The sequence below is a fragment of the Devosia chinhatensis genome (assembly GCF_000969445.1).
GTDB classification, from domain to species: Bacteria; Pseudomonadota; Alphaproteobacteria; order Rhizobiales; family Devosiaceae; genus Devosia; species Devosia chinhatensis.
Map to the genome: position 1 here is coordinate 38,826 of NZ_JZEY01000061.1, position 13,905 is coordinate 52,730.

Consider the following 13,905-nt stretch of genomic DNA (forward strand, 5'->3'; position numbering starts at 1 on the left):
GATTCAGCAATGAAACGCTTTGATTCGGGCACTCTCATTCCCGGTTCCACCTGGCATGCCCAGGCCGAGAGCGAGGCAGAAGTGGTCCGCCGTGCCGTCGAAAACATGAAGAACATCAATGGCGAAACTGAAATACGCCCCGACATGATCGAGCGTATCAAGGAACGCATCGTCGATGTCGACGACCAGGGCCAGGCCCGTCACTGACGCGACGCGGCTTCAGTTGCCAGCAAGGTTTCCGGGTCGAGGGTGAAATCGCTCTCGACCCATCTCTTTTCGAGCCGCGCGAGAGCCCGCCCGATATCCGGCCCTGCGACCATGCCGAGGGCGATCAGATCCTGCCCGCTCACCGGCAAAGGTTGCACCGGCAGCCGCGCCAGCTCCCGCGCCGCTTCCATCAGCCGGTCTCTGGGCCAATTGTCCTCAGATGCTGCGACTGCAAGCCCCTCCACCGCTTCTTCGCCATAGCGATAAGCAGCCCAGTTGAGCTTGTCCGCGCCGGCAAGCGCAGCGGCCTTTGCGATCCGTGCGACCCGATCCACCAGGGCCCTGCTCAGCCGCCATTGTGCCTGCAAATCCTGGGGGGAAACACTGATCAGCGCCATTCGCGCTGCTACGTCCTGCCCGCCGATGCCTTCATAGCGATGCAGCGCCTCCAGCCGCTCCCCCGAGACGGGAAGGAGGCCGATAGCCTGCATGGTCGCCAGGGTCAGCGCGATGCGCGGCAGGCTCAGCATCCGAAGCATCTCGTGGCCCACCCGCTCCCGCGAAATATGGTCCAGCCTCCCTGCGGCATCGCGGCAGGCCGCGAGGCCCTCGGGGTCGAAACGCTGCTCGCCATGGCTCGCCGAGATGCGAAAAAACCGGTAGACGCGAAGACCGTCTTCAGCGATGCGCCGGGTGGCATCCCCGATGAACCGGACCCGCCCGTTGACGAGATCCCCTGCGCCCCCAAGCGGATCGAACAGGCGGCCATCGGCAAAGCAGTAAAGCGCGTTGAGTGTAAAATCCCGCCGTCGCGCATCCTCAGTCCAGTCGGTACCGAAGGCCACTTCGGCATGACGACCATCGGTGGCCACGTCACGCCGCAGCGTCGTCACCTCGACCTGGGTCTCACCCAGGCGCAGCGTCACCGTTCCGTGGTCGATGCCCGTGGGATAAGCGGATATCCCTGCCGCCTTTGCCTTCTGCATCACCGTCACCGGCAGCAATTCGGTCGCCATGTCGATATCGCTGTCGTTGCGAAGCCTTCCGATCAGGCTGTCCCGAACGATGCCACCCACGGCCCTTGTGCGCCCCTCGGCGCCGTCCAGCGCCGCAAAGATCGCCTGCACGTCAGGCCTGGCCAGCCATTCCGCCTTTTCCAGCCGTTCCGGTATCATGGCCGAACCTCGCCCAGCACCAGATCGCGAAACTGGCGGGTCAGATTGGCCGTAATGCCCCAGATGAGATGGCCGTCATGGTCGATCTGCCAGGTCGAATGCTCCTTGCCCGCCCGGCTGATGCGGAACCGGCCATAAGTCCCGGCATCGAGAATTCGCGCCAGGGGCACCTCGAAGACCGAATGCACCTCCCCCGGATTGGGCACGAACGGTCCACTGGGCGACACCTCGGCGACCACGGGGGTGATGAGGTAATTGGTGCCGGTATAATAGGTCGGCATATAGCCCAGCACATTGGCATCGGCCTGCGCCAGGCCCACTTCCTCTTGTGCCTCGCGCAGGGCAGCGGCGGCGACGTTGACATCGTCTTGGTCCACCTTGCCGCCGGGAAACGCCACTTGGCCGGAATGTGCCCGGAGGTCAGGTGATCGCTCGGTGTAGAGCACGGTATGGCCTTCAGGCCGGCGCACCAGCGCGATCAGCACTGCTGCTGGCACAGGTGGTCGCGTCGCCGGAATGACCGGCGTCCAGTCGGGCACGAGGTCCCGCGCCGGTCGCAGCGATGGCGGCTCCCGCAGCAGCTTTTCAGTGAGTAGATCGATAATATGCGTGTCCAGGGCCAAAAATCACCGGCAAACCATCAGTCTCGGCTGAACATTAGATCAAGCCGCCCCGGACACGCAGCTTTTTTTGGCCGCGCTGCTATTGGCCGGCATCGAAGGCGGCAATAGCACCTTTGAGTGACTTGGCCAGGCTCTTGTCTTCGGCCAGCAGCAGGACGCGGCTGGTATCGACCGGGCCGGGAAACTCGATATTACCCGGTGTGGTGATTTCCCAGCCCAGGGGGCAGTAATAATCCTGATCGCCCACCAGCAGCACGAAATGGCCTTCGCCGCGCGACAGCGCCAGCTTGCTCACTTCCCGCGCCAGAAGCTTTCCAGCGCCGCGCTTGCGGAAATTGGGATGGGTCGCCAGCGGCCCAAGCAGATAGCCCTTCATGCCGCCGACACTGATCGGGGTCATCCACACCGAACCGCAAGGCGTGCCGTCGACTTCCGCGATGAGGCTCAGGCCCGGATCGATCGGAAAGCGCTCGCGCACTCGAAAAGCGGTACGTGCAAACCGGCCGGGACCGAAGGCAATGGCCTGAAGGTCTTCGACGAAGCTGTCATCGGCGGGCGTGGCAAGCCGGACATTGGGCTGGCCGTCATGCTGGGGGGAAGCGGCCTCGGCCGCAACGAGCGTGGTCATCAGGGCAAATCCGGAAAAGGTGTGCAGAACAACTCGCGAGCAGCCCTCGGGCTCCCGCATGAAACGACCGCTTAGGGTCGTCGGCTCGTCTGCAAAACCTTCACCATCCTGGACGCCTCCACGTCTGAATGCGCATTAGCACCCGTGCTCCGGTCCGTAAATGGGAATATTGGGCTCATGCCGTGAAATTCCTTTCTTCGAAGCCGCGCTGTGTCCGGGTTGCATAACGCACTGTTCCCCCAGACCGGCCTTTTCGATACTCGGATGACGACCTAGTTAGAACGGGACACCGCAACCTGATGGCGCCGGGATCAATTTGACTCTGGCAACCTGACAGCAAAATGACCGAAAGGGGTCCGATATGGGACAATTGATCGACGGCAAATGGTCCACCCAATGGTACGACACCGCCAAGACCGGCGGGAAGTTCGTCCGGTCACAGTCTGGTTTCCGCAATTGGGTCACCGCCGATGGCGCCCCCGGCCCCTCGGGCGAGGGCGGCTTTGCTGCTGAGGCCGACCGCTACCACCTCTATGTCTCGCTCGCCTGTCCATGGGCCCACCGCACCCTGATCTTCCGCAAGCTCAAGGAGCTTGAGAACCTGATCTCGGTCTCGGTCGTCTCCCCCAAGATGCCCGATGAAACCGGCTGGTCCTTCGACAAGGCCGAAGGCTCGACGGGCGACGCGCTCTTCGGCAAGGAAACGCTGTGGCAGGTCTATACCCAGGCCGATCCGCACTATACCGGCCGCGTGACCGTTCCGGTGCTCTGGGACAAGAAGACCAACACCATCGTTTCCAACGAGAGTTCGGAAATCATCCGCATGTTCAATTCGGCCTTTAACGGGCTGACCGGCAATAGTGACGACTATTATCCCGAGGCCCTTCGGCCGGACATCGATACCATCAATGCCCGCGTCTACGACGACATCAACAATGGCGTCTACAAAGCCGGTTTCGCCACCACCCAGGAGGCTTATGACGAGGCCGTCAGCAAGCTGTTCGAAGCGCTCGATTGGGTAGAAAATCTCCTGGGCGACCGCGCCTACCTGACCGGCGACGATATCACCGAGGCAGACTGGCGGCTCTTCACGACGCTCGTGCGTTTCGATGCGGTCTATGTCGGCCACTTCAAGTGCAATCGCAGGCGCATCGCCGACTACGCCAATATCAGCCATTATCTCAAGGCGCTCTACGAAGTCCCGGGCGTCAAGGAAACGGTCGACCTCGACCATATCCGCACCCATTATTACTGGAGCCACACCACCATCAATCCGCACCGGATCATTCCGGTCGGCCCGGAACTGCCATTCCTGGCATAGTGCCCCCCGCCCACACCCACGATGTCATCCCGACGAAGGTTGGGGTGACATCGAAACGTGAGGCGCTTGACCCCTCAATAACCCCAGATCTTGCGCTTTTCGACTTTGTCGAAATATTCGTCGATCCTTTGGCTCGTTGCCGGCGTTACCCCGTTCGGCAGGGAGTGGCGGTCGAACCAGCCCACTTCCGCGATCTCGAAATTGCCCGAGTGATCGAACGCCTTCTCGAAATGGGTACAGACGAAGAAGGCGACATGATCGCGGTTCGTGACGGTGCTGGAATTGTGATAGAGACCAAAAAGCTGCATGGGGCCGATCGGCTTGTACCCCGTCTCCTCGAGCGTTTCGCGCGCGCCGGCCTCTTCGAAGGTTTCGCCAGGGCCAACGCCGCCGCCGGGAAATTGCCAGCCGGGAATATGGCGGTGGCGGATCAGGAGGACCTTGTCGCCCTCGACCACCATCACCCGCGCCCCCACCGTCATGCGCAGCCACACGCCCTTGAGGGTCAGGAACACCTTGGCCCGGACGCGCTGGAAACGATTCATCATCGGCTTTGCTCCCTTTTGCCTGCCATGGCTAAAGCATCGGCGGGAAAAGTGCGACGCGGTTTTCCCGGTTTTCCGGTGCGCTCTAGCAAAGCTTTGTGCGCGACAAAATCGTGTGTGAGCACGATTGACCGTTTTCTTGCCCTTTTCCTTCTGGCAAAACCGGCCCGATGATTACCCTGGCCCATATTTCCGACATTCACCTGTCGCCCCTTCCCAAAGTGGGCATGCGTGACCTGGTCGGCAAACGCCTCACCGGCTTTCTCAATTGGAAGCTCAAGCGCCATGGCGAACTCAACAGCGAAACGCTGGTGCGGCTCGTCGAGCACATGCAGGAGCAGGAGGCCGATTTCACGGCCGTCACCGGCGACCTGACAAATCTGGCCCTGCCCGGCGAGATCGAACGCGCCGGCCGCTGGCTCCAGGGCGTGGGCGGCGCCGATAAGGTTGCCGTCTGCCCCGGCAATCACGACGCCTATGTGCCAGGCGCGCTCGAGGGTGCCCAGTCGATCTGGGGCGATTACCTCAAGGGCGAAACGCTCGAAGGTCAGGCTTTTCCCTTCGTGCGCCGCGTCGGCGACGTGGCCATCGTCTCCTGTTCCAGCGCCGTTCCGACCCCGCCCTTCATGGCTGTCGGCCGCTTCGAGGACAAGCAGGCCGCTCGCCTCCGCCGTATCCTCAAGCTTTTGGGCGACGCCGGCTATTTCCGCGTCGTCCTGATCCATCATCCGCCCAACGCGGAATTGCAGCACCCCTCCTTCGGGCTCAAGGGCCACCGCCTTTTCCGTCAGGTCATTGCCGAGGAAGGCGCCGAGCTCGTCCTGCATGGACACACGCACCGCTCCTCGATCCACCACATCCCCGGCAAGGATCACGAAGTGCCCGTCATCGGTGTCGCCGCAGCCAGTGCCGCACAGGGCGGCACGCTGGACGATCCGGCCCGCTATAATCTCTTCCGCATCGAAAAGGCGGGAGAGGGCTGGCAGTGCACCATGCGCGAATTTGGCTTCCAGCGCCTGGGCCAGGACATCGTCATGCGCATGCAGATGCGCATCTACTGACCCTTACGCGCTGCGTCGTTCTGCCAGCGATATGACCGAGCCGGATGTGTGTGCGGCGGCGGCGATGTCCTCGACCGGCCGACCGTAATAATAGCCCTGGGCATGGGTGCAGCCATCGGCGCGGATCATCTCGCCCTGCGCTGCGGTCTCCACGCCCTCGGCCAGCACCGGCACATTGATGTTGCGCCCCAGATCCGCCACCGAGCGCACGATGGCCCGGGCATGTCGATCCGTCTCCATCGTGGCGATGAACGAGCGGTCGATCTTGATCTTGTCGAACTGGAACGTGCGCAGATTGCTGAGCGAGGAATAGCCGGTGCCGAAATCGTCGATGACGATGCGCACGCCGCCGGCCTTGAGCTGGTTGAGGATGGCGCGCGATTGCGCCTCGTCCTGCAGCAGCACCGTTTCGGTAACCTCGATTTCGAGCCGCTCCGGCTCCAGCCCGGTTTCGCGCAGGATGTCGAAGACCTTGTCGGCGAAATTTGCCCGCGCAAACTGGATCGCCGACACGTTGACCGCGACGCTGCACCCATCCGGCCAGCTCACCGCCGTCCTGCAAGCCTGGCGCAGCACCCATTCGCCGATGGAAAGGATTGCGTTGCTCTCTTCGGCAATGGGGATGAAGGTCGAGGGTGGCACCTCTCCCAGTTCGGGATGACGCCAGCGCAACAGCGCCTCATAACCCACGACAGCTCCGCTTTCGGTTTTCACCAGAGGCTGGAAATTGAGACGCAGCTGCTTGCGTCGAATGGCCAGCCGCAGCTCGGCCTCGATCCGGCGGCGCTGTTGCAGGTCCTGGTCCATCTCGGCCGAGTAATGCGCTACCGTGCCGCGCCCTTCCGATTTGGCGCGGTAAAGCGCGATATCCGCGCAATGTCGCAGCGTCTCGGGCGTCTGCGCGTCGTCAGGAAACAGCGCAATGCCGATGCTGACGCCCACTGCCAGCGAGTTGGCCTGCGTATTGAACTCGCGCCGGAATGCCTTCTGGATCGCCCGCGCCAGCTGATCGGCCGCCTTGGGCTGGCTCTGGGCCGATTGTACGATGACGAATTCGTCCCCGCCGATCCGCGCGACGCTGTCATGGTCATTGGCGCAGTCGCGCAGGATGCGGGCGACGCGGCGCAGCACGTCATCGCCGGCGCTGTGGCCATGCATGTCGTTGACGGCCTTGAACCGGTCGAGATCGAGCGCCAGCACCGCAACACTGGCCCGCGCCTCGCCCGCTACGGTGATGGCCTGGCAAAGACGCTGTTCGAGCAGAGTGCGATTGGCGAGGTTGGTCAGCGCATCATGACTGGCCAGGTGTTCGATGCGCTGCTTGGCCTGATGGCTGGCCGTGAGATCGCGCACCGCGATCACCTGGCACGGCCGCCCGCGATACTCCACCGTGCGCACCGCAAATTCCACGATCCGCTCGGCGGGCCCCGCCATTAGCCGGGCTTCCGCGGTCCGCTCGCGCGGGGCGAGGACCGGCGCTGCATCGAGCGGTTGCAACAGGCTGTCGAGATCGCGCCCTTCCGCGCGCGTCGCGCCGGCATCGAGCGCCAGCACCTCCGCAAAGCGCGAATTGGCGTCGATCACCCGATTGTCGCGCACGATGGCGAGGCCCTCGATCGAGGCTTCCTGCAATCCGCGCAGGTCGGTCAGGTGCCGATCGATGAACACCGCCGCAACGCTTCCGCTCGCCAGCAGGGTCGAAACCGCGCACAATGCGCCCACAAGGACAAGGCGGCTGGTTTCATCCACGGCATGAGCAACGCTGGCATCGACCATGAACGTCGCTGCTGCCATGTCGGCAAAATGCATGAGGGTAATCCCGGCCACGACCAGAAGGCCCGGCAGGCACCGAGCCGGCCCTCGCGCGAATGGCGCCGGCACGATCCGGAAGGCGGAAACGAAAAGCACCGTACTGATCGCCACGGCCACCAGCAGCAGGCTGTAATCATAGCTGTGCCGGATCAGTCCCTTCATCGACCACATGCCCATGAAGTGCATCGCCGCCACCGTCGCGGCCAGCAGCAAACCGGCCAGGAGGGCTTTGCCGCGTTCGGGTCGCGCCAGCAGGGTCAGCACCTCGAACATTCCGGCGACCGCGATCAGCGCCGACATCAGGGTCATGGTCCAGTCGAAATCGAGGGGCCCGGCGCTGCGATAGGCCAGCATGGCGAGGAAATGGGTGGACCAGATGCCCATGCCGCCAACCACTGCACCGGTCACCAGCCACAGAGGCTGCCGTTGCACGGCGCATTCGGCAACCCGTCGCTGCAACAGAAAAACAACTTGCATGGAAGCGATGGATATTACGATCGCCAGTCCAGCTGTTACCGGATCATGCATGATCGCAAGACAATCGACCAGTTTCAGCACGATTTAACTCCACTAGACGCAAATATCAGTAGGACTGAAACATTAATGCCGAGTGTTTTACTACTGAGTGGAATCGCTTAGTGGCTCGCCCCGCCAACAGGGTCCACCGGCAGGCCCCTCCCGCGCGGGCCGCAAATCACCTATATGAGGGGCAAAGCCAGCGAGTAGCCCGTGACTGAAACCTTTCGCATCGACCGCCCCAGCTTCGACCCCGCCACCGGCGAAGCCCGTTTCACCTATGGCTTGGGCGATCTGCGCTTCACCGAGCGCCTCGGCCTGCCCGACGGTGCCGATGCGGGTGCTGCGCTCTCTCCCGCTTTTGAAAAGCTTCTCGGCCTCACCGCCCTTGTGCTTGGTGTCTCCTATTTCAAGCTCCGCGCGCCATTCGTCATCGAGGCGCCTGGCATTGCGCTCACCGCTGCCGAGCGGGCCTTCGTCATCGATGTCTATGAAAATGGCCTCGGCGAATTCTACGCGCGCAATCAGCTGTCGCGCTTTGGCAAGCTGACGCTGCACGCGCCCGATGACGCCCAGGATCGCAAGCCCGCGCCTGTCCTGGCCGATCGCACGCTTCTGCCCATCGGCGGCGGCAAGGATAGTCTCGTCAGCGTCGACCTGCTGACCCATACCGGGGTGGATTTCACCCCCTTCGCCGTCAATCCAAAGGGCCCGATCCTCTCATCGGTCGAGGCCATCGGCACCCCGCCGCTTTACGTGACGCGCAGTCTGGACGCGGACATGATCCGCCTGGGCAAGGAGCCTGGCTATTACAATGGCCATGTCCCTTCTACGGCCATCAACTCCATGATCGCCTCGCTCTGCGCCGTGCTTTACGGCTTCAGCCAGATCGTGTTGTCCAACGAGCGCTCGGCCAGCGAAGGCAATGTCGTCTTCGATGGCCGAGAGACCAATCATCAATATTCCAAGTCGCTCGGCTTCGAATTGCTCATCGCCGATACTTTGTCCAATGCCACCGGCGGCGCGCTAAAATACTTCTCGTTGCTGCGTCCCTATTCGGAGGCGCGCATCGCATCGTTGTTTACGCAAGCCAGCAAGTTCGATGCTGTCTTTTCGAGCTGCAACCGCAATTTCCGCCTCACCGGTAATGACGGGGCCCTTTGGTGCGGCGAATGCCCGAAATGCCACTTCGTTTTCCTGATCTTCGCGCCTTTCATGAAAAAGGAACGCCTCCTCGCGATTTTCGGCCAGAACCTGCTCGACAAGCCCGCAAACGAACATTCCTTCCGCGAGCTGGCCGGCCTCACCGGGCAGAAGCCCTGGGAGTGCGTCGGCGAAATTCTCGAGGCCGCCGCCTGTTTCTATACGCTCACCCGCCATGCCGATTGGCATGAGGATGCGGTTGTGCGGGCGGTCAAGGCCGATCTGCTGAGCCAATACGGCGAGGAGAAACTGCAAATGGCCATGGCCGAGTGCCTGACCGACAGCCGTGACCATCATATTCCCCCCGCCCTTGCCGCAAAGGTCGCTGCCTATGCGGTTTGAAGAACCCGTCCTGCTCTATGGCGCCGGCAAGGAAGCGCTCTCGACCCGGGCTTTCCTCAAGGCACGACAGCCGGACCTGAAGGTTTTCGTCACCGTGGATAGCGGTGTCGCCGACATTGCCGAAACCGAACAGATCTCCGCCGACGACCTGCCCGATGCCCTTGCGGCCCGCCGCTTCGGCTACATCGTCAAAAGCCCTGGCGTCTCGCGTTATAAGCCCATCTTTGCCCAGGCTGCCGCGGCCGGCATTACCGTCACGTCCAATCTCAATCTCTGGGGCGCTGCGTTTCGCCACGGGCGGACCGTCATCGCCATCACCGGCACCAAGGGCAAGTCCACGACGGCCACGCTCACCCATTTGATGCTGACGCGGTCGGGCATCGATGCCGGACTTGCCGGCAATGTCGGCCTCGCTCCGCTCGATATCGCCGACCGACATGCTTTGATCGTCTTCGAACTGTCGAGTTACCAGACGGCGGACATGAATTTTCTGCCCGATATTGCTGCCATTACCAATCTCTATCCCGAGCATGTCGACTGGCATGGCTCGGTCGAGCGCTATTACGCCGACAAGCTGCATCTGGTGGATCGCGACGGCCAGTTTGCCGTGGCCTTGGGGGAAAAGGCGCGCAGCAATGCGCTCGTCGCCAAAGCGGTGCGGGACCATCGGCGCCTGTTGCGGGACCTGACGCGCGACGAAGCGCGGGCCATCGATCAGGCCGCGGCGCACTCGCGGCTGCGCGGCGCGCATAATGTCGACAATGCAAAACTGGCTGCCCAGATCACCTTGGCAGCGGGCGGAACGCTCGACGGTATCCTCGAGGGCATTGCCGCCTTCCGCCCTCTGTCCCACAGGCTCGAAGAACACACCTTTGGCGGGATGGTCGTCGTCAACGACTCCATTTCCACCACGCCCGAAGCCACCAAGGCCGCTCTGGCCGCTTATCCTGGTCGTGCCATTGCCCTGATTGCTGGTGGCCATGAGCGCCAGCAAGATTATGCTGAGCTGGCCGAACTCCTGAGCGGACATGGCGTTACCACGCTCGCCACGCTTCCGGTGACAGGCGAAAGATTGGCTGCCGCAGCGCGCCGGGCAGCGCCGGAGATCGAGATCATCGAATGCTCCGATCTCGAAGGCGCCATGCGTGCCCTCGCGCACCGCCACCACCGCTTCAACACGGTCATTCTCTCCCCCGGCGCGCCGTCCTACAACCAGTTCAAGAATTTCGAGGAACGCGGCGCACGCTTCGTCGCTCTTGGTCGCGACCTTTTCGGCACCTAGAAGGGACCGTTGAGCGCCCCCGGCGGCACGCCTGCCGACAATAACGCCACTCGGATATCGCGCAGCAGGCCTTCATCAACGATCCGGCCACGCAAACGCGTCAATACGCCTTCTGTTCGGAAACTGGGCAGATCGAGCACGCGCGGCAGGTAGCGGTTGACGATATCGACATTGTCCAGCCGCTGCCCGGCCATTACCGCCAGGATCGGTCCCAGTTCCCGGTCGGCATCCGTATAGGTGCCGGCCCGCCGCGCGGCCACGGCGAAGGATTGGTCCCGCAGCGCCTGCAAGGTTGGCACGGCATAATACCAGGACGGCGGATCCGGACTGTCGGCCATCACGGGCGCCATCAGGGTTATGGCGGCGTCCAGTCGGCCGAGGAAGGCCAGATGTCGCGCCCGCGCTGCTATGGCATCGCTGTTGGCCGGGTTGATCTGCGAGGCCGTGCTATAGGCGGCTTCGGCGAGGTCATGCCGTCCGGTCAATTCCAGCAGGCGCGCCCGCTGCTCCCAGACAAAGCCGCTGACGGGGGCCAGGGCAGCAGCATGCTCCATTCTTTGCGTGGCCTGTGCGAGGGCTGCATCCTGCTCGTCGCGTATCGCCGTGCTCTCGGCCATTTCGGCACCCAACATGGCCAGGGCCGCCTGCGCCTCCCCGCTTTGCTCCATGCCGATGCCGGATACCGAAAAGCAGCGCTGCGTCCTGGATGCCCGCTCGTCCGTGCTGCGTTCGCGATAGAGATCGAACAATATCCGGCAGAGGTAGAGGTTTTCCCGGCCCGTCAGATCCGAATTGTTCGCCACCAGCGTTCGGGCGTTTCGGTGCAACGGCCCCCGCGCGCCGCCCAGCATCATGCTCAACCTGTCCGAGACATGGCTCACGAGATCGGTGCGCGCGATCTCGCTGCCGGACAGACCGATCGTCCTGTTCCAAACGACACCACCGCTCCAGACCTCGGTGAGGATCGCGCTGAACTGCAGCCCGCCCGCTTCCCGGCGGACAATGCCGCTCAGCACATAATCGGCCATGTCGGCCTGCGCAGCTCCGCCATAATCCACTGCAATAGTGCCGAACTGACCCAGGTCGCCCACCATTTCGACGGCCAGGCTCGCCACCATGCCCAGGTCGCCGAAATCGCCGGTCAGGCTTTGAAACTCGGTGATCAGCAAACGCGGCCTCTCGACCAGCGCATTGGGCTGGGAGCCGATCCTCTGCTCGCCCTGCCCCGTCCACCAGATCGAAGAGGATAATGCAACCAGCGTTGCCAACACTGTCAGCGCCGCAAGTAAAATCCAGGATCGACCCAGTCCCGCCCGTTTCGGCGGCATCACTGGAGCCGCCACAGGCGCTGGCGCGGTGGCGGCGGCGCCGGCGCCATCGGCCCGCAGGAAGTCCGGAACGTATCGCCCGGTCGGGAGCGTGATGCGGACCTCTTCGCCCGCGCCCGCCTCCCGATAATACTGGCTCAGCAGTGCGCGCAGCCGACGCGCCTGCACGCGCACGATGGGATCGGTCTGCGGATCGAAATCTGTCGAACGCCCGAAGACGTCGACGGCAATGGAATAGGCCTTGATCGCCTGCGCGTCGCCATTGAGTCTGCGCTCGACGATATAGCTCAGGAACCGCGCCAATTGCCCCGAGCGCGCCATGTCCGGCCATGCCAGCAGCCGCTGCAAGGCAGCACGGATTTCGCCCTCGCTGGGTGCGCCATCGGACACGCGGAATTCCCCTCCTGACCGCGCCCCATACTGACTCTTTACATGTTAAACGCAACCCGGATTACAGACGATTTACCCCGTTTTGCCTGTGCAGGACCAGTCATCTGCACCATATGCAGCCCTGTCGATGTCATGCGCTCGACATATTCCCCGGCGGAAGGCCCCGCCCGGACCCGTTCTATAAAATAGTTCGACCCTTGATCCTGACGCGCGGCGCGATCGGGACTGGTCTGTTCCCGAGTTTTGTTTTGCCCGCACCCTGCGGGTCCCGAGGTGAATTGTGTTGGCGGACATGTCCGAACCTGGCTTTATTGCGCTCGTCGATGACGACGATCATTCCGCCTATCTGCTCACAAGGATGATGGCGGCTCATGGTGCGCCGGCCATCAGCCATTTCGGCACCGCCGCGCTTGGCGAAGGCCAGATCGCGGCCATGCTACAGGATCCCTTGGCCAATTGGCCGGGGCTCGTCATCATCGATCTCAAGAGCCACAGCAGCGCCAATCTCGAGTTTCTGGAGCGCAACCAGGCGCTGTTTCGGCAGAAGGGCATTCCAATCGCGGTCATGAGCCCGCCGCTTTCCGCAGCCGGATGCGAGGCGCTTACCGCTGCTGGCGCTGCCGGCATCTTCTTCCGCCATGCGGAACTCGACGCCTATCGGCGCGAGGCAGCGGCCATCGTCACCTTCTGGGCGCGCCACCAGCGCCTCGACGCGATCGGCATGTGACACCTGCGTCCACAGGTTGCATGCCTGCGGCGGAGAGAGGGGCTGCTGACCGGCGGGAGCCGGCCGGCATTCCCAAGCCGCTCTCTCCGCCATCCTGCACTGGATCGGTGGCCTGCACCGCCATTGGTTCAAGCGGATGCGATCATCCTCCCTGTCGCATCCGTGACAGGGGAGAAGCCGACCGATCTGCCGCGTCCGTCCTCCACGCGGCGGAAATGCTAAGGCTTCTCCCCGCGGCTCATCTCGTCCGCCACCACTTCGGCACTCTTGTGCCCCAGGACATGGTGCGAAAATGCCCGCAGCGCTGCCAGCACCAGCACGGCAAACAGCGCGACCATGGCGGCGACGATATAAAAGCCCAGCGCCGTCGCCACGCCCACCGCGCCTGCCAGCCACATGCCCGCGCCCGTGGTCAGTCCCTGCACGTTCCGCCCGCTGCGGAAGATCGCCCCCGCGCCGAGGAAGGCGATGCCGGCGGTCACTGCCTCCACCGCACGGATCGGGTCGGCCTGCGGCCCCTGCGATCCCACCTCGATCGTGTGGAAAATCTCGAAGGTCAGAATGGTGAAAAGCGCCGCGGCCACCGCCACCAGGATGTGGGTGCGCAAGCCCGCCTCGGCGGTGTTGATTTCACGCTCGAAGCCGATCAGCGCGCCAAAAATGGCCGCCATCAGCAGGCGCAGCGCGATAATGTGCTGGGGAAGATAGGTTTCGACCAGGCCGAATGAATTGCCGACATCCATGG

The 13,905-nt window shown here is 63.1% G+C and carries 13 protein-coding genes; 6 read left to right on the forward strand and 7 right to left on the reverse strand.

What is annotated here, in order from left to right:
- The first annotated feature begins 9 nt into the window (after positions 1-9).
- Entirely contained in the window at positions 10-207 is a 198-nt protein-coding gene (locus VE26_RS10610) for a DUF1059 domain-containing protein (protein WP_046105280.1), read from the forward strand.
- On the opposite strand, the gene VE26_RS10615 is transcribed toward VE26_RS10610, so the two are convergent.
- The 3 genes from VE26_RS10615 to VE26_RS10625 all read right to left on the reverse strand — a co-directional run bounded on the left by VE26_RS10615 (position 201) and on the right by VE26_RS10625 (position 2,633).
- Positions 201-1,382 (reverse strand): CCA tRNA nucleotidyltransferase, encoded by a 1,182-nt coding sequence (locus VE26_RS10615; RefSeq protein ID WP_046105281.1) that lies wholly within the window; start codon positions 1,380-1,382, stop codon positions 201-203. The two genes, VE26_RS10610 and VE26_RS10615, sit on opposite strands and share 7 nt — an antisense overlap.
- On the reverse strand, positions 1,379-2,005 hold the full coding sequence (locus VE26_RS10620; protein ID WP_052715843.1) for a CoA pyrophosphatase: 627 nt from the start codon (positions 2,003-2,005) through the stop codon (positions 1,379-1,381). The genes VE26_RS10615 and VE26_RS10620 overlap by 4 nt, the downstream gene beginning before the upstream one ends.
- A gap of 79 nt (positions 2,006-2,084) precedes the next feature.
- Positions 2,085-2,633, reverse strand: coding sequence for a GNAT family N-acetyltransferase (locus tag VE26_RS10625; protein WP_046106236.1), 549 nt, complete (start codon positions 2,631-2,633; stop codon positions 2,085-2,087).
- Positions 2,634-2,994: 361 nt separating this feature from the next.
- Here VE26_RS10625 and VE26_RS10630 point away from each other — a divergent pair, with 361 nt between their 5' ends.
- Positions 2,995-3,954, forward strand: a complete 960-nt coding sequence (locus VE26_RS10630) for a glutathione S-transferase family protein (protein WP_046105282.1) — start codon at positions 2,995-2,997, stop codon at positions 3,952-3,954.
- A gap of 74 nt (positions 3,955-4,028) precedes the next feature.
- On the opposite strand, the gene VE26_RS10635 is transcribed toward VE26_RS10630, so the two are convergent.
- Positions 4,029-4,502, reverse strand: a complete 474-nt coding sequence (locus tag VE26_RS10635; RefSeq protein ID WP_052715845.1) for an NUDIX domain-containing protein — start codon at positions 4,500-4,502, stop codon at positions 4,029-4,031.
- Positions 4,503-4,669: 167 nt separating this feature from the next.
- Between VE26_RS10635 and VE26_RS10640 the strand changes: the two genes are divergently transcribed.
- Positions 4,670-5,560, forward strand: a complete 891-nt coding sequence (locus VE26_RS10640; protein ID WP_046105283.1) for a metallophosphoesterase family protein — start codon at positions 4,670-4,672, stop codon at positions 5,558-5,560.
- Between the two features lie 3 nt (positions 5,561-5,563).
- Here the strand turns inward: VE26_RS10640 and VE26_RS10645 are convergent, their stop codons facing one another.
- Entirely contained in the window at positions 5,564-7,930 is a 2,367-nt protein-coding gene (locus VE26_RS10645; RefSeq protein WP_052715846.1) for a bifunctional diguanylate cyclase/phosphodiesterase, read from the reverse strand.
- 171 nt (positions 7,931-8,101) lie between these two features.
- On the opposite strand from VE26_RS10645, the gene VE26_RS10650 reads away from it, so the two are divergent.
- Positions 8,102-9,433 (forward strand): MurL-like N-terminal domain-containing, encoded by a 1,332-nt coding sequence (locus VE26_RS10650; protein ID WP_046105284.1) that lies wholly within the window; start codon positions 8,102-8,104, stop codon positions 9,431-9,433.
- Positions 9,423-10,715 carry a UDP-N-acetylmuramoyl-L-alanine--D-glutamate ligase gene (murD, locus tag VE26_RS10655; RefSeq protein ID WP_046105285.1) on the forward strand — a complete coding sequence of 431 codons (1,293 nt, stop codon included), beginning with the start codon at positions 9,423-9,425 and terminating at the stop codon, positions 10,713-10,715. The genes VE26_RS10650 and murD overlap by 11 nt, the downstream gene beginning before the upstream one ends.
- On the opposite strand, the gene VE26_RS10660 is transcribed toward murD, so the two are convergent.
- The gene (locus VE26_RS10660) at positions 10,712-12,433 is read right to left on the reverse strand and encodes a tetratricopeptide repeat protein (protein WP_046105286.1); all 1,722 of its coding nucleotides are present in this window, start codon (positions 12,431-12,433) and stop codon (positions 10,712-10,714) included. The genes murD and VE26_RS10660 overlap by 4 nt on opposite strands.
- Before the next feature lie 292 nt (positions 12,434-12,725).
- Between VE26_RS10660 and VE26_RS10665 the strand changes: the two genes are divergently transcribed.
- Positions 12,726-13,160 carry an ANTAR domain-containing protein gene (locus VE26_RS10665; protein WP_046105287.1) on the forward strand — a complete coding sequence of 145 codons (435 nt, stop codon included), beginning with the start codon at positions 12,726-12,728 and terminating at the stop codon, positions 13,158-13,160.
- Positions 13,161-13,378: 218 nt separating this feature from the next.
- On the opposite strand, the gene VE26_RS10670 is transcribed toward VE26_RS10665, so the two are convergent.
- Positions 13,379-13,903, reverse strand: coding sequence for an MgtC/SapB family protein (locus tag VE26_RS10670; protein WP_046105288.1), 525 nt, complete (start codon positions 13,901-13,903; stop codon positions 13,379-13,381).
- Positions 13,904-13,905 lie beyond the last annotated feature (2 nt).